Consider the following 17,193-nt stretch of genomic DNA (forward strand, 5'->3'; position numbering starts at 1 on the left):
GGAGTATGCATTATGAAAGAACAACTGCAAGCGATTCGCCAGCAGGCGCTGAGCGCCGTGACCGGCACCCAGAGCACCGCCGACCTGGAAACCGTCCGCGTCCAATATCTGGGCAAGAAGGGCGAACTCACCTCCCTTCTCAAGCAGATGGGAAAGCTTACCCCGGAGGAGCGGCCCGTCATGGGTCAGCTGGCCAACGAAGTCCGCGCCGAAGTGGAATCCGCCATTGAGGCCCAGTCCGCCGTTTTGGCCGGGAAGGCTCTCACGGAAAAGCTGGAGGCGGAAACGCTGGACGTAAGCATCCCCGGAAAGGTGCTGCATGTGGGCCACAAGCACCCCATGTACACCGTGCTGGATGAGATCAAGGAAATTTTCATCAACATGGGCTTTGAGATCATGGACGGGCCTGAAATCGAGCAGGAGGCCTATAACTTCACCAAGCTGAACACGCCTGCCGACCACCCCGCAAGAGAGTGGTCCGATACCTTCTATCTGGACAGCGAGTCCAAAACGCTGCTGCGCACCCAGACCTCTCCCATGCAGATTCGGGCCATGGAGACTTACGGCGTGCCCATCCGCATGATCTCCCCCGGCCGGGTATACCGCAAGGACGAGGTGGACGCCACCCACTCCCCCATGTTCCACCAGATCGAAGGCCTTGTGGTGGACAAGGGCATCACCATGGCGGATTTGAAGGGCACGCTGAACGCCGTCATTCGGGAAATTTACGGTCTCGGCACCGTCACCCGTTTCCGGCCCCACCACTTCCCCTTCACCGAGCCCAGCTGCGAAATGGACATTCAGTGTCACAAGTGCGGCGGCGTGGGCTGCCCCACCTGCAAGGGCGAGGGCTGGATCGAGGTGCTGGGCGCGGGCATGGTGCACCCGAAGGTGCTGCGCAACTGCGGCGTGGACCCGGATGTGTATTCCGGCTTCGCCTTTGGCTTCGGACTGGAGCGTCTGGCCATGGGCCAGTTCAAAATCAGCGACCTGCGGCTGATCTTTGAAAACGACATCCGGTTCCTGGAACAGTTCTGAGAGGAGGAGAAACACAATGAAATTATCCAGAAAATGGCTGCATGAATTTGTAGAGATCGGCTCCGTGAGCGACCGCGACTTCGCGGAGTCCATGACGCTTTCCGGCTCCAAGGTGGAAATCACCGAGGTTTTGAACGACTCCCTGAAAAACGTGGTGGTGGGCCGCATCGCCAAGATGGAGCGCCACCCCGACTCCGACCATATGTGGGTCTGCCAGCTGGACGTGGGCGAAGCAGAGCCTACCCAGATCGTCACCGGCGCGTGGAACATCCACGTGGGGGACCTGGTCCCCGTGGCCCGGCACAAGTCCCTGCTGCCCGGCGGCGTAAAAATTGAAAAGGGCAAGCTGCGGGGCGTAGTCTCGTGTGGGATGCTGTGCTCCTTGAAAGAACTGAATCTCACGGCGGAGCACGACTACCCGTACGCCGTCATCACCCCTGCCGCTCTGCTGAACGACTATAAGCCGCTGGACAAGGAAAAGCCCTCCATTCCGGCGGACGTGGCCCCCGGCTGCAAGATTTTCGGCAAGGTTGTTGCCGCCAAAGTGCTCTCCGTGGAAAGCGCCGGATACGGCCGCTACACCGTGGAGTGCGACAGCGGCGAGCAGCACCTCACCCTCACCACCCCCTGCTCCAACGTCCACAGCGGCGACATGGTGGCGCTCAACACCGCCACGGAGCAGCTGTGCACCCTTGCTGATCTCCACGCCCAGCAAGCGGAGTTCCCCCACTGCATCCCCGACGGCATCTTCCTTTTGCAGGAGGACTGCAAGCCCGGCGACGACATTGCCGCGGTCATCGGCGCGGACGACCACGTGGTGGAATTTGAGATCACCCCCAACCGCCCGGACTGCCTGAGCGTTATCGGCCTTGCCCGGGAGGCCAGCGCCACCTTCGGCGCGCCCTTGCGTCTCCACACGCCGGAGATCCACGGCTGCGGCGGCTCCATCGCGGACCACGTGGACATTGAAATCGAGGACGGGGACCTTTGCCCCCGGTATACCGCGCGGCTGGTGCGGAACGTGAAAATCGCCCCCTCCCCCGCCTGGATGCGGGAGCGGCTGCGCAATTCCGGCGTCCGCCCCATCAACAACATCGTGGACATCACCAACTACGTCATGCTGGAATACGGTCAGCCCATGCACGCGTTTGACTTTTCCTGCGTGGACGGCGGAAAGATCGTGGTTCGCACCGCCCGGGAGGACGAGACGATCCAGACGCTGGACGGCAACACCCGGGCGCTGACGACCTCCATGCTGTGCATCTGTGACGAAGAAAAACCCGTGTGCGTGGCGGGCGTCATGGGCGGCGCCAACAGCGAGATCATCGGCGATACGGCTATGGTGCTCTTTGAATCCGCCAACTTCAACGGCGCTTCCGTCCGGCGCACCGCTACCGCCCTGAACATGCGCACGGAGGCCTCCGCCCGGTACGAAAAGGGTCTGGACCCCATGAACACCATGAAAGCGGTGCAGCGGGCCTGCGAGCTGGTGGAGCTGCTGGGCGCGGGCGAAGTGGTGGACGGCGTGATGGACGTCATCGCCAGGGACAGCGCTCCCGTCACCGTGAAGCTGGAGCCGGAGAAGGTCAACGCCCTGTTGGGCACCGACGTTCCGGAAAGTGAGATGCGCCGCATCCTCCTCTCTCTGGGCTTTGCGCTGGAGGGCGACGTCATCTCCGTCCCCTCCTGGCGCAGCGACGTGGAGCACAACTCCGACATTGCCGAGGAGGTGGCCCGGTTCTACGGGTATAACAAGATTCCCGATACGCTCTCCTCCGGCCTCAACCAGCGCCGGGGCTACTCCGCCGTGCAGAAGGTGGAAAACAGTGTGGGCGCTTTGTGCCGCACCGCCGGATTCGACGAGATCATCACCTATTCCTTCATCAGCCCCACCTACTACGACAAGATCGATCTGCCCGCCGACTCCCCCCTGCGCACTTCCATGAAAATTCTCAATCCGCTGGGCGAGGACACCTCCATCATGCGCACCACCACGCTGCCCTCCATGCTGGAAATTCTCTCCCGCAACCATCATTTCCGCAACCCGTCCGCGCGGCTCTATGAGCTGGGCCGGACCTATTTTGCCAGAAACGACGGCTCCGGCACCGCAGACGAGCCCAAGGTTTTGTCCCTGGGCGCATACGGGCCGGACGAAGATTTCTTCTCCCTCAAGGGCGCCGTGGAGGACGTGCTGGAGGGCCTTCGGATTTCCGGCGTGCGCTATGTGGCGCAGCGGAAAAACCCCTCCTACCATCCGGGCCGCTGCGCCAGTGTGTACTGCGGCGAGACGCTGCTGGGCGTGCTGGGTCAGGTCCATCCCCACGTGGCGGACCACTACGGCGTGGACTGCGAGCTGTACGCCGCCGAGCTTTCCTTCGAGGCCATGTATGCCGCCATGGGCAAAAAGCCGGTCTACCAGCCGCTGCCCAAGTTCCCCGCCGTCACCCGGGACATTGCCGTGGTCTGCGAGAGGACCATCCCCGTCGGGGATTTGGAGGATTGCATCCGCCGGGGCGCCAAGGGCCTTTTGAAGGACGTCGCCCTCTTTGATATTTACACCGGTCCCGGCGTCGCAGCGGACAAAAAGAGCGTCGCCTTCTCCCTGACGCTTCGCGCCGACGACCGCAGCCTCACCGCGCAGGAGGCCGACGAGGACGTCAATGGCATTTTGGAGCTGCTCTCCAGCGAGCAAAACGCCGTTTTGCGCTGAGGGTGTCTTTTTGAGGGTTTTGGACGGTTCTTCCCCGCAGTAAAAATCTTTCTGGATTTTCACAGAGAAATGCTTTACACTTTTTCGAAAAGCGAGTATACTAATCCCATATTCGAAAACGTCCGAAGCGTGAAGGGTGGTGTCTGTATGGACGATTTTACTCGAAAATTCAATATTGCAGTGGAAAAAGACGCTGAGATCCACCAGATTCTCTCCACCGTCTATCAGGCATTGGAGGAAAAGGGTTACAACCCCATCAACCAGATTGTTGGGTATATTCTCTCCGAGGACCCCACTTATATCACGAACCACAATAACGCCCGGACCCTGATCCGCAAGATCGACCGGGATGAGCTTCTTCAGGTGCTGGTCCGCAAGTATCTCGGCCAGTAACAAAAGTTACAGTTTGATTCTTTTTCCAGAACCCTGTCCCGCAGAATGCAAGCCGTTTGCCGTTGCAAATTTGCTTGATTCTGCGGGATTTTTTTCTTTTTTGTGAGATGTACCGAATCGCGTCGAATATTTCAGTCAAAATCCCTTTTCCCTTTCATTGACAAAGCGGATAAAATCTGTTACAATTTGGTTACAATTTTTTCAAAGGAGTGTTTTCATGGCAGAAAGCAATTGCGCAAACACAGAGGGCCTGATTTATAAGGGCCACCCCCTCCGTCGGGTAGACAATCTGGTCTACTACGGAACGATGGCTGAAAAATATATCATTATGGTGCAGATTCTGGACAGCAAAAAGGATCAGGATCTGGACGTTGCCACAAAGGTTTCCGTTCAGCTGCAGCTGACCGATCCCACCCTGAAATCCCGGGACCGCATTTTGAAGAAGAGCGAAAAGGACAGCCTTTACGCCGCAATGGACGTCGCCTCCATCTGGCTGGACCGGGCTTTGGCCGGAAAAGAGAAGTAATTCTCTTTCCTCTACAAAAGATCAGACGAAAGGAAGCGTATCATGATGAATCACTTCGCAGGAAAGGCAGCAAAGTTCCTTTTCCTTTCCGCCCTGACAACCATGCTGCTGGCTCTTTCCGCCTTGGCCGCCGATGAGACGCAGGCGATCGCCGTAGGCGCTACCACCGGCTCCTCCCTTCGGATTCGCGCAGTAGCCTCCACTTCCTCCCCCGTCGTCACCACACTGGACAAGAGCGTCGCTGTTGCCGTGCTGGATGACTCCGTCGCTGGTTGGTACGAGATTCGCTACGCCGGAAATAGCGGCTTCGTCTCCTCCGACTATTTGGTCATCGACCAGGACAACATCTTCGAATCTTACGGACAAGTCAATTCCGACGGTGTGAACGTCCGTTCCAGCGCCTCCACAGAGAGCGCCTCCGTGGCTTCTTTGGACGCCGGCGCCACCGTCACCGTGAACGCCTTTACGGACGGCTGGTACGCCGTCACCTGCCAGTACGGCACCGAGGGCTATATCCGCAGCGATTTTCTGGAGCTGGTCAGCAGTGATGCTTCCTCCTCCGGCAGCAGCATCGTCGATTCCGCCCGGCAGCATCTTGGCACCCGGTATCTGTACGGCGGTGCCTCTCCCAGCGGGTTCGACTGCTCCGGTTTTACTATGTACATCTATCAGCAGTTCGGCTATTCCCTGCCCCATACCGCCACCGGTCAATGGCAAAGCGGCGTCGGCACGCAGGTTTGGAGCATCGCGGCCCTTCAGCCCGGCGATCTGGTGTTTTTCTGTGACCCCAGCCGCTCTCTCGGAAAGGCCTGCTCCCACGCCGGAATTTACGTTGGCGACGGGCAGTTCATCCATTCCTCCTCTTCCCGGAGCAACGGCGTGATCATCAGCGATTTGACCAGCGGATACTACAACACCTATTTTGTTGGCGGGATCCACGTGTAATCTGTTTTTACATAAAAGGGCCGGTGCACTGAACTGCACCGGCCCTTTTTTATGATAGGCTTGTCAACCGCTTTACGGACTGCTATAATAAAAAATTAGTGTAAAACTACCGAAAACGAGGAAATACCATGGAAATTGAAGCGATGTACCAGCAATTGGGCGTCTCACCCGCCGTCTATGCATATGGCGAAAGCGTCCTGCGCCAGCTGCGCAGCCGGTTTGACGCCATTGACGCCACAGCGGAATACAATCAGGGCAAGGTCCTTGCCGCCATGCAGAAAAACCGGGTAAACGCCACGCACTTCGCCGCCACCACCGGGTACGGCTATGACGACGAGGGCCGGGACAATCTGGAGCGGGTCTATGCCGACGTGTTCCACACCGAGGCCGCCCTGGTCCGCCCCCAAATCACCTGCGGCACCCACGCCCTGACCGTGGCGCTCTCCGCCAATCTCCTGCCGGGGGACGAGCTGCTCTCCCCCGTGGGCGCGCCCTACGACACGCTGGAAGAGGTCATCGGAATCCGGGAGAGCAAATGCTCTTTGCGGGAATACGGCGTGACGTATGCGCAGGCGGACCTGCGGAGCGATGGCTCCTTCGATTACGACGCCATCCGCTCTGCCATCAACCATCGCACCAAGCTCATCACCATCCAGCGCTCCAAGGGCTACGCCACCCGCCCCTCCTTTTCCGTGGCGCAGATCGGAGAGCTGATCGCTTTCTGCAAGTCCGTGAAGCCGGACGTCAAGATCATGGTGGACAACTGTTACGGAGAGTTTGTGGAGCGGCTGGAGCCCTCCGACCTGGGCGCGGACATGGTGGTCGGCAGTCTCATTAAAAACCCCGGCGGCGGGCTTGCTCCCATCGGCGGCTATATCTGCGGCACCCGGGAATGCGTGGAGCGGTGCGCCTACCGGCTCTCGGCCCCCGGTCTCGGGCAGGAGGTGGGCGCAAACCTCGGGCTGATGCCCGCCTTTTATCAGGGACTGTTCCTCTCCCCCACCGTGGTGTCCGGCGCGCTGAAGGGGGCCGTCTTTGCCGCAAATGTCTATGAAGGTCTGGGCTTTTCCTGCGTTCCGGGCGCTGCGGAGGAGCGGCACGACATCATTCAGGCGGTGACTCTTGGCAGCCGGGAGGCCATGATGGCCTTTTGCAAGGGGATTCAAGCCGCCGCTCCCGTGGACAGCTACGTGACGCCGGAGCCTTGGGCCATGCCGGGCTACGACTCGGAAGTCATCATGGCGGCGGGCGCCTTCATTCAGGGCAGCTCCATCGAGCTTTCCGCTGACGGCCCCATCCGCCCGCCCTATGCGGTCTACTTTCAGGGAGGACTTACTTGGTATCACGCAAAGCTGGGCATTTTGATGAGCCTGCAAAAGCTGGTTGAAGCGGGCGAAGTGACGCTGAGCGCGTAAATAAAAAAGACGGGAGCGCAAGCGCTCCCGTCTTTTTTATGCCCGGTTTTCTCCGATACGCCGATCCAGTCGTGCCAGAAAAAACGCCAGAGCAAACCCACAGCCGCAGCAAAGCGCGGAGAGCAAAATTTCTCCCCCGCCGGTATAGGACAGCGGCACGATGACCAGCGTGGAAGCGAGTACGATTCCAAGAATCCCGTGAAACGCCACGGCGTAGTGGCGGCGCAAAAACCACGACATGAATCGCGCCAGCAGCGCCACCGCCAGCACCATGCCCGGAATACATGCCGCAAGCACCACAAGGTCCAATCTGGCCAGTCCCTCCAGCATGGGCTGATACAGCCCCAGCGCCATCATGACGGAGGAGGAGGTCATTCCCGGGATAACAACGCTCATTCCCCACAGTGCCCCGCAGAAATTATACCACCAGAAATTCGGCTCCACCTGCGCGTGCACAATGCGGCTCACGTAAAAGAGGGAGGCAAACATCACCAGCGCACACAAAAAAAAGCTCAGCCAGGAGGCTGCCGACCGCCCCTCCCTGCCGGCCTCCCGAAAAAGGGAGGGCACCGTGCCCACGATTAATCCGATGAAAAGCCAGATCGTCACCGTGGCGGACTGGTCAAGGCACGCCGCAATTCCCTTGGCAAAGCCGAGAAAGCCGACGCACCAACCCAGCGCAATGGGAAAAAACCAGATCCAATATTTAGGAACGGCGCTCCGGGGATGGGTCAGCACCTCCATAAAAGGACGGTAAATGTCAAACACCACGGCCAGTACCCCGCCGGAAACCCCCGGCAAAATGGCGCCCGCACCGATCAGAACGCCGCAGAGCAGATCGCGCAGCCAGCGCATCAGAAAATCTTGATTTTGCGGCCTTCTCATCCACACGTCCCCTTCTTGTTTTCTTTCACATATGATAGCAGTTTTGCCCGGCGCTTGCAATCCAATACCACACGTTTCCCCAAAAAGCGCGCCACATTTTATGGTTTTTTTACTGTTTTTGTATTTTTTGCACAATTTTTTCCGTTGCTTTTTTCTCTATATAATTATTTTTCCAGTTGACAAAAACCGCAATTCCGTGTAAACTGCAAACCAGATCATAAAATTGAATGATTAAAAAGACGATGAAGAGAAGAGTACGCAGACAGATACGGCAAAGAGAGCCCCGATTGGTGGAAAGGGGTACGGAAGGGTCTGGGGAACATGGTCTCGGAGTTGCGTGGCCGACTGTTTTTGCATAGGTCACGACGTGATGCGCACGTCACAGCGCAGGAGTGTGTTGGCACTCTCAAAGGCCGTCTCCGCGAGGGGATGTGCGAACCAAGGTGGTACCACGGTGCAGACTTGCACTCGTCCTTGAAGCGATTTGCTTCAAGGGCTTTTTTGTTTTCTTTTGTATTCCCCAAAATCCGAAAAGGAGTTTTGATATCGTGAATGAACACATCATTCAAATTCAGCATCTGAATAAAACCTTCGGCAGCGGCGACGGCGCCGTCCACGCACTGGAGGAAATCAATCTGGATATCCGGCAGGGCGAGATCTTCGGCATCATCGGACTCTCCGGCGCCGGAAAAAGCACCCTCGTGCGCTGCATGAACCTGCTGGAGCGCCCCACCGCCGGAAAGGTGATCGTGGACGGGCAGGACATGACCGCCCTCTCTGAGAAGGAACTTCGTCTGGCCCGGCGTAACATCACCATGATCTTCCAAAGCTTCAACCTGCTGATGCAGCGCACCTGTTTGAAAAACGTGTGCTTTCCCATGGAGCTTTGCGGTGTGCCCGCTGACAAAGCCAGGCGGCGGGCGGCGGAGTTGATGGAGCTGGTGGGCCTTGGCGACAAGGCGGACGCCTACCCCGCCCAGCTCTCCGGCGGGCAAAAGCAGCGCGTTGCCATCGCCCGGGCGCTGGCAACAGACCCCAAGGTGCTTCTTTGCGACGAGGCCACCTCCGCTTTGGACCCCACCACCACCGCTTCCATTCTGGAGCTTTTAAAGGACCTGAACCGGAAGCTTGGCGTCACCGTGGTGGTCATCACCCACCAAATGAGCGTCATTGAAGAAATTTGCTCCCGGGTCGCCATTCTGGATGGCGGCGTGGTGGCGGAGCAGGGCACCGTGGAGGACATCTTCTCCCACCCCAGCACCGACGCGGCCCGGCGTCTTGTCTATCCCGGCGGGGCCAGCGTGCAGCAGTATGGCGCGGCCACCCACGCTGTGCGGGTGGCGTTCAACGGCGGCTCGGCCTATCAGCCGCTTATCGCCTCTCTTGCCATTGAGTGCGGTGTGAAGGTAAACATTTTGGGAGCCGACACCCGCAACATCGACGGCAAGGCCTTCGGGACCATGCTGCTGGGCCTGCCGGACGATCCAAACGACGCCGCCAAGGCCCTCAGTTATATCCGTTCCCAACCGGACGTTGCCGCAGAGGAGGTGGAATACCATGCTTGAGATTTTTACCGCAGGCTTCTGGAGCCAATACGGCGCCCTTTTGGCAGCCGGTACCCGCGACACCCTGATCATGACGTTGGTCGCCACGGTGTTCGCCTATGTGCTGGGCCTTCCGCTGGGCGTTGCGCTGATTCTGACGCAGCCCCACGGCATCCGCCCCTGCGCCCTGCTCTACCGGGTGCTGGGCTGGATCATCAACGTCGGGCGCTCTCTCCCCTTCATCATTTTGATGGTGGCCATCATGGACTTCACCAAGCTGATCGTGGGCACGAAGATCGGCGTTCTGGGCGCAATCCCGCCACTGGTGATCTCCGCCGCGCCGTTCATCGCCCGGATGGTGGAAACCTCTCTGGCGGAGGTGGACGCAGGCGTCGTGGAAGCGGCGCAGTCCATGGGCGCGTCCACGCTCCAGATCGTCTGGAAGGTCTACCTGCCGGAGGCGAAGCCCTCCCTGATTCTGGGCGGCTCCATTTCCATCATCACCATTCTGGCCTATACCGCCATCGCCGGTGCCATTGGCGCGGGCGGGCTGGGCGACCTGGCCATTCGTTACGGCTACCAGCGCCGGGTCGATTCCATGATGCTGGTGACCGTCATTTTCCTGATCGCTTTGGTGCAGATCATTCAATCCATTTTCAGTCGAGTGTCGACGCGGATCGACAAGCGTTTGAAATAAAATACCACGAATATTGGAGGAAAAGAAACATGAATAAAAAACTGCTGACTTTGGCACTGGCTTTGGCGCTGTGCCTGTCCCTCGCCGCATGCGGCGGCAAAAAAGAAGAGGCCGAAACACCCGCCGAGACGCCCAGTGAGACGCCCGCGGAAACCGTCACGCTGAACGTGGCTGCCTCCCCCACTCCTCACGCCGAGATCCTCAATCAGGTCAAGGATATTCTGGCAGAGCAGGGCATCGACCTGCAGGTCCATGAGTACGGCGACTACGTGGTGCCCAACACCGCCGTGGAAGAGGGCGAAGAGGACGCCAACTATTTTCAGCACATTCCCTACATGGAGAACTTCAACGCGGAAAACGGCACCCACATCGTCTCCGTGGCGAAAATCCACTACGAGCCCATGGGCATCTACGCCGGTAAGTGCACGAAGCTGGAGGACCTGAGCGACGGCGCCGTCATCGCCATCCCCAACGACGCCACCAACGAAGCCCGCGCACTGCTGCTGCTGGAGGCGCAGGGTCTCATCAAGCTTGATCCCGACGCAGGCCTTGCCGCCACCCCCAACGATATCACCGAGAATCCCAAGAACCTCTCCTTCAAGGAGCTGGAAGCCGCCATGCTGCCCAACACCATTACGGAAGTGGACCTCTCCGTGATCAACTCCAACTATGCGCTGCAGGCCGGTTTTAACCCGACGAAGGATGCTCTTGCCATCGAATCCGCCGACGGCACGCCCTATCCCAACGTGCTGTGCGTGAAGGAAGGCCGGGAGAACGACCCCGCCATTCAGGCATTGGTGAAGGCCCTGCAGTCCGACGCTGTCCGGGATTACATCAACGAGACCTACGGCGGCGCCGTGGTGCCCCTGTTCTAAATCTCATAAAAAGCGACCCGGAGAAGCGAATGCTTCTCCGGGCCTTTTTATCATGGCGTTCCTGTAAAATATTTGTCGTATTGGGTTCCTTTTCCGCAAAGAGCGTGTTAAAATGGGAACGCTGCCCGCCAAGCGGACAAATTCAGGTCCGATGGAGGGCTTACTGTCATGCCGAACCCCCGGGAAACCACTTATGAAATTGATATGTGCAATGGGCGCATTTTACCAAAGCTGCTGCAATTTACCGTCCCCTTGATCTGCTCCAGTATTTTGCAGCTGCTCTTCAACGCGGCGGATATCGTTGTGGTGGGCCGGTTTGCGGGGGACACTTCGCTCGCTGCCGTTGGCTCCAACACGTCGATCATCGGGCTTCTGACCAACCTCTTCATCGGTCTCTCCGTGGGCGCCAACATTTTAGCCGCCCGGTTTTACGGCGCCGACGAAAAGGAAAATCTGCGCCAGACCATCCACACCTCCATCCTGCTCAGTCTCCTCAGCGGCATTTTTCTGGCGGTTCTGGGCGTGTGCGGCGCAAAAACCATTCTCGTTTGGATGCAGGCCCCGCCGCAGGTTTTGAATCTGGCGGTTTTGTACCTGCGCATTTACTTTTTGGGCATGCCCGCCATGATGCTCTACAACTTCGGCGCGGCGCTGCTGCGGGCCGTGGGCGACACGCGGCGGCCGCTCTACTTCCTTTTCGGCGCGGGCGTTGTGAATGTGGTGCTGAACCTGTTTTTTGTCATTGTCTGGAAGATGGACGTTGCCGGCGTTGCGCTGGCCACGGTGATCTCCCAATGCATTTCCGCCGCGCTGATTCTTCTTTGCATGATGCGAGAGCCTGGCGCGGTCCATTTGGATCTACGGCAGCTTCACATCTTTCCGGCGCGCTTGAAGCAGATTTTGCAAACGGGCCTTCCGGCAGGGCTGCAAGGCATTTTATTTGCGCTTTCCAACATCGTCATTCAATCCACCATCAACTCCTTCGGTGAAACGGTCATGGCGGGAAACGCCGCCGCAGCCAATCTGGAGAATTTCGTCTATGTCTCCACAAACGCCTTTTATCAGGCCAATATCTCCTTCACCAGCCAAAATCTCGGGGCCGGACAAATTCGGAGAATCCCCCAGATTCTTCTGCGTGCCCTGCTCTGCGCGGCAGTGCTTGGAACCGCCTTCGGCGGCCTTGTGACGCTGTTCGGCCCCCAGCTGCTTGGGATCTACTCCAACAGCCCGGAGGTCGTCTCTGCCGGGATGCGCCGCCTGCTCATCGTCTGCACCACTTACGGGCTTTGCGGCCTGATGGACGTCACCGTCGGCTCTCTGCGGGGCATCGGCTATTCGGTGCTGCCGATGCTGGTGACCTTGGTGGGCGCCTGCGGCCTGCGTCTTTTGACGGTGGCCACCATCTTCCAGATTCCCCGCTTCCACACCATCCAAACGGTTTACTGGTCCTACCCCGCCTCGTGGACGCTCACGTTTTTGGTGCACATCCTCTGCTATTTCTGGGCCATCCGGCAGGTGAAGCGCCGCCTCTCGGCGTAGCGGCAGCCGCAGTCAGCGGAGCTTTACCAGGGGGCTTTCCTGTCTCTTCCGCTTCAAGCATATAGAAAAGCAGTTTGCGTTTGATGCGCAAACTGCTTTTTTATGTGGCAATGCCGCAAACCATGGCGGCGTCTCACTTCTTTTTCAGTTGTTCCCGGACAAATTCCACGCTCACATCCATCCGCCGGGCAATGCCCTCCTCGTTCAATCCGCCGTCCCGAAAGCGGCGGCACACCTGCGAGAGTGGTTCCGCCACCTCTATGACATGATGATCGGGGTCGTACAGCCGCACCGCCCGCTGCCCCCAGCGGTGCTCCATGGGCGGTCGCACCAGCTCCAGATCGGCTCTGCCGTCCAGCGCCTTGAGCACGCTGTCATACTCCTCGCTGGTAAAGTACAGCTCCGCGTCGGCCCCGCCAAAGCGGATGTCCGATGGGTTCTTCCCCAGAAAGGACGCCCAGCTCTCCAACGTTTGCAGGGAGAGTCCCCCGGTAAGCACCACGTTGGCGCCGAAATCGCTCACGACCTCCAGTCCCAATACCTGCATATAAAAATCCAGAGACCGCTTCAGATCTCGTACCGCCAGCAGCGGCGTTCCCATTTCCACGTGCCCACCTCAGTCCTTCCAGTTTTGTCTCAGTTTCTCCCAAAGCTCCACCGTCTTGAATTTCAGGGCGTAGCCTTGATTCTCCTCCGTAATCAGTCCCACCTCTTCCTCGGAAAGCCCTGCCGCCAGCGCGGATGCGGGCACGTCGGCCGCAGCGCTGGTGCAAAGCGGCGGGAACACCACGCACCACCAGTTATGACCACCGCCAGCGCCGATAACGATGCGCAGAGCCAGATATTCCCCGGCGGGCAGCGTGAAGCCGTCATACTCCTTGGTGGGGAACTCCGTGTCCGTCAGCTCCGCCGTGACCGGGTAATCATACCCGGCCGCCGCGATCTCCTCCGCCGCGATGCGCTCCATCTCCAGAAGGTCCCCCCGCAGCAGACCCTCCGCCTCGCCCCGGTCCTTCGAGCGCTCCAGCAGGTCCGTGGCCCGCTCCAGAATTTTATCCCGGACCCGCAGCTTCAAGGCCTGATCCTCCTCCGAATCGGAGTTCGCCAAAACATGGAGCCGCACCACCTTATCCGCCAACTGGCTTTGCGTCCGCAGCGCCAGAGCGCCGGAGGTCAAAAACACTGCCAGAGCGATCAGGAGCACGATCTCCACAATATGCAGTTTTTTAGAGACTTTTGTTGCTGTTTTCATGATTTCCGTTCCTTTCTATGTAGGTCGTTGTGACCATCATGGACAGGAATCGGAAATTCTATACTCCCATGGGAAATTTTTCTTTATGGCGTCATTCGTTGGACCGGCTGGGCGACAAACGTCTGGGAGTAGGTCTCCCGCAGCGCCGCCGCCGCCATGCTCGCTGCATCTTCGGTCTTAAAAACACCAAATACCGTGGGACCGGAGCCGCTCATGGCGGCATTCAGCGCCCCCAGCTCCCGGAGACGGTCCCGAATGGTAAATACCTCCCGGTACTCCGGCGGCAGCACCTCCTCAAACACATTGCAAAGGCGCTTTGCAACGCCCTCAAGATTCTCTTCTTCCAGCGCCGCCGTCATTCCGGCAATATCCGGACAGCCCCTATGCGCCTGCTCATCCGCCAGGGCAAACAGGGCGGGCGTGGGGATTCCGAAATCGGGCTTGCAGAGGACAAACCAGCACGCAGGCAGCGCAGGCAGGTCCGTCAAACGCTCTCCCCTGCCCTCTGCCAGCGCCGTGCCGCCCCGCACGCAAAACGGCATGTCGCTGCCGACGGAAAAACCGATGCGCTCCAGCGCCTCCCCCGAGAGCCTTGGCGCGTAAGTATCCCGCAGCATGTGCAGCAGCGCGGCCACATCCGCGCTGCCGCCGCCCAGTCCCGCATAGGCGGGCGTCCGCTTCTCCAGCGCCACGCAAAGGCCGGGCATCGGCTGTCCGATCCACGCAAAAAACGCCTCCGCCGCCCGCTGCTCCAGCGTTTTCCGCCCCGCGGGCACGAAGTCTCCGCTGGTAGAAAATCGAAAGCCGTCTGCCGCCTCCGTCATTCGCACGGTGTCGCACAGGGAAACCGTCTGCATCACCATGCGCAGCTCGTGGTAGCCGTCCGCCCGTCGGCCCAGAATATCCAGCGCCAGATTCACCTTGCAAGGGGCCATCCGCTCCATATCGTACCTCCCGCCGCTTTTCTGCTTGATGGAACTGATTTTACCACAATCTTCGGCAAAAAAAAAGCCGGGACCGTGGATTTCCACAGTCCCGGACCATTCAGTGCTCCTCAAAACGACCCGTGCCCTCTGCGAAAGCGCCAGATCGTCTCCATTACGATATAAGCAACGCTGATGGACAGCAGGAACAAAATCGGCAGGAGCAGCAATCCAAAAAACAGCAGGCTCCCGCTCATATACAGAATGTTCTGGAAAAATTCTATCATTCTCTGCTCCCTTCTCCGCCATTGTTCACTTTTGCTAATATCCGTTTGCATCTCTCCTTTTTCTTTAGTTAAATCATACCACATTCTTTTGGAAATGGAAAGACCCCAACTGAATTTTTTTTCAGCTGGGGCTTTCAGGCGTTTATTTAATTTTTCGGGCCTCCACATAATATCGCTTATCCTGCGCGTGACCCATGGAAAAGGTCTTGCGGGGCAGAACGCCGTCTGCCATGACGGTCTTGAAGAGCTGTTCTTTTTCCATGGCAGGCAGGCGGAAGCCCAGATTGCCGGGCGCGGCCCCCAGCTTGTCCACCACATCGTCCCCGTGGATGTAATCCACCTCTCCCGGATTGGTTTTCAGATAGTCGTCCAGGAACGCTTGCAGCGTCCCCACCGCCAGCTGGACGCGAGGCTGCGGCACGGTCAGGCAGCCGGTGTGACCGGCATAGACGTAAGCGATGGTATGCCCCTCGCCGATACCCTCGTGGGCATCCGGGTAAAAGGCCCGAAACGCCTTTAGCACTCGCTCCGGCTCCACATGGAAGAGCACGCGGTGGATCGGTTCAAAGCGCAGGGCGTCATCGTGGTTGTTCACCACCTCCACCAGCGCATACCGGGCGGGCAGCGCGGCCCATTCGCTCTCCGGCGTGCCCTTTTTCAAATCCTCATAGCTTCTCTTCGCCGTGGCCAGGGAGTGATTGCCGTCACCCACGGCGAAGAGGAGCGGCGCGGCATCCTGCATGCCGTACTTGCTCTCCATGGCGTCCGCGCTCCGTAGCGCGCCAAGCGCGGACGCCACCGCGTCCATTTGCGCCTCCGTCAATTTCCAGCCCGTCAGGTGTCCGCCGCCCTGCTGGAGATCAAAGTCGTACAGCCGCTCCATGTCGCTGCGGCGGTCTGAAAGCGGCTCGATGACCGTTCTTTCCGGATCGTCGATCAGCAGCATCACATGGGGCAACTCGATGGACGCGTCCCGGCGCACCTTCACCCGGGGCGGAATACGGGAGAGCACAGTGCCCTCCGTGGCTCGGATCAGCGCGCCGCTGCCGGGGGTAAAATCGTACTGCTCCAAATCCACCATGCCGATGAGCCCCCGGCGCACCTTCCCGTCGGACTGGGTACGCTCGATATAAAAAAGCGCGTTTGGAACCGTCCGAAATACGCCGCCGTCCAGATACGCCTGCATGGATTCGTTGATTTTTTGAATGTGACGCTCCACCTTGGCGTCGCCCAGCCGCGCCTCGGGCAAAACCAGCCGCAGCGTGGAGGGAGCCTGCCCCACGGTCTCCTCCACCCCACGCCAGTATTCCGGCTGAGAGGTAAACTGGTCGCAGGCCACCACCGCCCATTTTGTCATATCCGCTTCCTGCGGCAGCAGAATATCCGCCGGGAAAAAGCCAAGCGGTTCAAAATTTTTGTTCATCCGGGTATTCTCCTCCATCCCCGCGTTCACAGCGCGGCCTTGATGGCGCTTAGCAGCTCGTCAAAGGTCTCATAGGCCGGGATGCGCGGGTAGTCCGCCTTGATCTTCTCCGTGCTTTTAAAGAGGAAGCCCGCCTTGCTTGCCTGAATCATGCCAAGGTCATTGAAGCTGTCTCCGCTGGCGATGGTCTCGTAGCCAATGGATTGCAGCGCCTGCACCGTGGTCAGCTTGGATTTTTCGCAGCGCATCCGAAACCCGGTGATCTCGCCATTGTCCGCCACCTCCAGCGAATTGCAGAAAATGGTGGGCCAGCCCAGCTTTTTCATCAGAGGCTTGGCAAATTCCTCGAAGGTATCGCTGAGAATCAGCACCTGTGTCATGGACCGCAGCGCATCCAAAAAGTCCTTGGCTCCCGGCAGCGGGTCAATTTTTGCAATGGTCTGCTGGATTTCCCCCAGGCCCAGACCGTGCTCCTTTAAGATGCCCAGACGCCAGTTCATCAATTTATCGTAATCAGGCTCGTCCCGCGTCGTCCGCTTCAGTTCCGGAATCCCGCTGGCCTCGGCAAATGCGATCCAGATCTCCGGCACCAGGACGCCCTCCATATCCAAACATACAATATTCATCTGCGTTCTCCCCTCGCGATATTTTGCTTATTGTATCAAACCGCTCCGCTCTTTTCAATCCTCTTTCCATTTTTCAATGTTCCACGTTTTTTTCGGATTTTTTGTATATTTCCGC

The 17,193-nt window shown here is 58.8% G+C and carries 17 protein-coding genes; 10 read left to right on the forward strand and 7 right to left on the reverse strand.

What is annotated here, in order from left to right:
• The first annotated feature begins 12 nt into the window (after positions 1-12).
• The 6 genes from pheS (at position 13) to PHI30_RS04295 (ending at position 7,027) form a co-directional block, all read left to right on the forward strand.
• Entirely contained in the window at positions 13-1,038 is a 1,026-nt protein-coding gene (gene pheS, locus PHI30_RS04270; protein ID WP_300024340.1) for a phenylalanine--tRNA ligase subunit alpha, read from the forward strand.
• Positions 1,039-1,054: 16 nt separating this feature from the next.
• The gene (gene pheT, locus PHI30_RS04275; RefSeq protein WP_300024343.1) at positions 1,055-3,748 is read left to right on the forward strand and encodes a phenylalanine--tRNA ligase subunit beta; all 2,694 of its coding nucleotides are present in this window, start codon (positions 1,055-1,057) and stop codon (positions 3,746-3,748) included.
• 147 nt (positions 3,749-3,895) lie between these two features.
• Positions 3,896-4,141, forward strand: coding sequence for an IreB family regulatory phosphoprotein (locus PHI30_RS04280; RefSeq protein ID WP_300024346.1), 246 nt, complete (start codon positions 3,896-3,898; stop codon positions 4,139-4,141).
• Between the two features lie 217 nt (positions 4,142-4,358).
• Positions 4,359-4,667 (forward strand): hypothetical protein, encoded by a 309-nt coding sequence (locus PHI30_RS04285; RefSeq protein ID WP_300024349.1) that lies wholly within the window; start codon positions 4,359-4,361, stop codon positions 4,665-4,667.
• Between the two features lie 42 nt (positions 4,668-4,709).
• Positions 4,710-5,612 (forward strand): SH3 domain-containing C40 family peptidase, encoded by a 903-nt coding sequence (locus tag PHI30_RS04290; protein WP_300024352.1) that lies wholly within the window; start codon positions 4,710-4,712, stop codon positions 5,610-5,612.
• Positions 5,613-5,740: 128 nt separating this feature from the next.
• Positions 5,741-7,027: a methionine gamma-lyase family protein gene (locus PHI30_RS04295; RefSeq protein ID WP_300024355.1), complete on the forward strand. Its 1,287-nt coding sequence runs from the start codon at positions 5,741-5,743 to the stop codon at positions 7,025-7,027.
• 36 nt (positions 7,028-7,063) lie between these two features.
• Here PHI30_RS04295 and PHI30_RS04300 read toward each other — a convergent pair whose 3' ends face one another.
• Positions 7,064-7,882: a DUF368 domain-containing protein gene (locus PHI30_RS04300; protein WP_300024358.1), complete on the reverse strand. Its 819-nt coding sequence runs from the start codon at positions 7,880-7,882 to the stop codon at positions 7,064-7,066.
• A gap of 590 nt (positions 7,883-8,472) precedes the next feature.
• Here PHI30_RS04300 and PHI30_RS04305 point away from each other — a divergent pair.
• The 4 genes from PHI30_RS04305 to PHI30_RS04320 all read left to right on the forward strand — a co-directional run bounded on the left by PHI30_RS04305 (position 8,473) and on the right by PHI30_RS04320 (position 12,567).
• Positions 8,473-9,477, forward strand: a complete 1,005-nt coding sequence (locus PHI30_RS04305) for a methionine ABC transporter ATP-binding protein (RefSeq protein ID WP_300024428.1) — start codon at positions 8,473-8,475, stop codon at positions 9,475-9,477.
• Positions 9,470-10,153: a methionine ABC transporter permease gene (locus tag PHI30_RS04310; protein ID WP_300024361.1), complete on the forward strand. Its 684-nt coding sequence runs from the start codon at positions 9,470-9,472 to the stop codon at positions 10,151-10,153. Before PHI30_RS04305 ends, PHI30_RS04310 begins: the two co-directional genes overlap by 8 nt.
• 29 nt (positions 10,154-10,182) lie before the next feature.
• Positions 10,183-11,028: a MetQ/NlpA family ABC transporter substrate-binding protein gene (locus tag PHI30_RS04315; RefSeq protein WP_300024364.1), complete on the forward strand. Its 846-nt coding sequence runs from the start codon at positions 10,183-10,185 to the stop codon at positions 11,026-11,028.
• 168 nt (positions 11,029-11,196) lie between these two features.
• Positions 11,197-12,567 (forward strand): MATE family efflux transporter, encoded by a 1,371-nt coding sequence (locus PHI30_RS04320; protein WP_300024367.1) that lies wholly within the window; start codon positions 11,197-11,199, stop codon positions 12,565-12,567.
• Between the two features lie 133 nt (positions 12,568-12,700).
• On the opposite strand, the gene PHI30_RS04325 is transcribed toward PHI30_RS04320, so the two are convergent.
• The 6 genes from PHI30_RS04325 to thrH all read right to left on the reverse strand — a co-directional run bounded on the left by PHI30_RS04325 (position 12,701) and on the right by thrH (position 17,078).
• A complete protein-coding gene (locus PHI30_RS04325; RefSeq protein ID WP_300024430.1) occupies positions 12,701-13,168 on the reverse strand; it encodes a VOC family protein in 468 nt (155 codons plus the stop codon).
• Between the two features lie 15 nt (positions 13,169-13,183).
• Complete coding sequence (gene spoIIR / locus PHI30_RS04330) at positions 13,184-13,819, reverse strand: stage II sporulation protein R (protein WP_300024370.1); 636 nt, start codon at positions 13,817-13,819, stop codon at positions 13,184-13,186.
• 83 nt (positions 13,820-13,902) lie between these two features.
• Positions 13,903-14,763 (reverse strand): 4-(cytidine 5'-diphospho)-2-C-methyl-D-erythritol kinase, encoded by an 861-nt coding sequence (ispE, locus tag PHI30_RS04335; protein WP_300024373.1) that lies wholly within the window; start codon positions 14,761-14,763, stop codon positions 13,903-13,905.
• 110 nt (positions 14,764-14,873) lie between these two features.
• Complete coding sequence (locus PHI30_RS04340; protein ID WP_300024376.1) at positions 14,874-15,029, reverse strand: hypothetical protein; 156 nt, start codon at positions 15,027-15,029, stop codon at positions 14,874-14,876.
• A gap of 142 nt (positions 15,030-15,171) precedes the next feature.
• Positions 15,172-16,452, reverse strand: coding sequence for a DUF1015 domain-containing protein (locus PHI30_RS04345; RefSeq protein WP_300024378.1), 1,281 nt, complete (start codon positions 16,450-16,452; stop codon positions 15,172-15,174).
• 26 nt (positions 16,453-16,478) lie between these two features.
• Positions 16,479-17,078, reverse strand: coding sequence for a bifunctional phosphoserine phosphatase/homoserine phosphotransferase ThrH (gene thrH, locus PHI30_RS04350; protein ID WP_300024381.1), 600 nt, complete (start codon positions 17,076-17,078; stop codon positions 16,479-16,481).
• Positions 17,079-17,193: the final 115 nt, after the last annotated feature.

Source organism: Oscillibacter sp., from assembly GCF_028693505.1.
In the GTDB taxonomy this organism is placed as follows: Bacteria; Bacillota; Clostridia; order Oscillospirales; family Oscillospiraceae; genus Oscillibacter.

Excerpts from the sequence above, each read along its gene's own strand:
- PHI30_RS04345 (WP_300024378.1), bottom strand. The coding sequence starts at position 16,452 with ATGAACAAAAATTTTGAACCGCTTGGCTTTTTCCCGGCGGATATTCTG.
- PHI30_RS04325 (WP_300024430.1), bottom strand. The coding sequence starts at position 13,168 with ATGGGAACGCCGCTGCTGGCGGTACGAGATCTGAAGCGGTCTCTGGAT.
- PHI30_RS04320 (WP_300024367.1), top strand. The coding sequence starts at position 11,197 with ATGCCGAACCCCCGGGAAACCACTTATGAAATTGATATGTGCAATGGG.
- pheS (WP_300024340.1), top strand. The coding sequence starts at position 13 with ATGAAAGAACAACTGCAAGCGATTCGCCAGCAGGCGCTGAGCGCCGTG.
- PHI30_RS04285 (WP_300024349.1), top strand. The coding sequence starts at position 4,359 with ATGGCAGAAAGCAATTGCGCAAACACAGAGGGCCTGATTTATAAGGGC.
- PHI30_RS04280 (WP_300024346.1), top strand. The coding sequence starts at position 3,896 with ATGGACGATTTTACTCGAAAATTCAATATTGCAGTGGAAAAAGACGCT.
- thrH (WP_300024381.1), bottom strand. The coding sequence starts at position 17,078 with ATGAATATTGTATGTTTGGATATGGAGGGCGTCCTGGTGCCGGAGATC.
- ispE (WP_300024373.1), bottom strand. The coding sequence starts at position 14,763 with ATGGAGCGGATGGCCCCTTGCAAGGTGAATCTGGCGCTGGATATTCTG.
- PHI30_RS04310 (WP_300024361.1), top strand. The coding sequence starts at position 9,470 with ATGCTTGAGATTTTTACCGCAGGCTTCTGGAGCCAATACGGCGCCCTT.
- PHI30_RS04295 (WP_300024355.1), top strand. The coding sequence starts at position 5,741 with ATGGAAATTGAAGCGATGTACCAGCAATTGGGCGTCTCACCCGCCGTC.
- PHI30_RS04340 (WP_300024376.1), bottom strand. The coding sequence starts at position 15,029 with ATGATAGAATTTTTCCAGAACATTCTGTATATGAGCGGGAGCCTGCTG.
- pheT (WP_300024343.1), top strand. The coding sequence starts at position 1,055 with ATGAAATTATCCAGAAAATGGCTGCATGAATTTGTAGAGATCGGCTCC.
- PHI30_RS04315 (WP_300024364.1), top strand. The coding sequence starts at position 10,183 with ATGAATAAAAAACTGCTGACTTTGGCACTGGCTTTGGCGCTGTGCCTG.
- spoIIR (WP_300024370.1), bottom strand. The coding sequence starts at position 13,819 with ATGAAAACAGCAACAAAAGTCTCTAAAAAACTGCATATTGTGGAGATC.
- PHI30_RS04300 (WP_300024358.1), bottom strand. The coding sequence starts at position 7,882 with ATGCGCTGGCTGCGCGATCTGCTCTGCGGCGTTCTGATCGGTGCGGGC.
- PHI30_RS04290 (WP_300024352.1), top strand. The coding sequence starts at position 4,710 with ATGATGAATCACTTCGCAGGAAAGGCAGCAAAGTTCCTTTTCCTTTCC.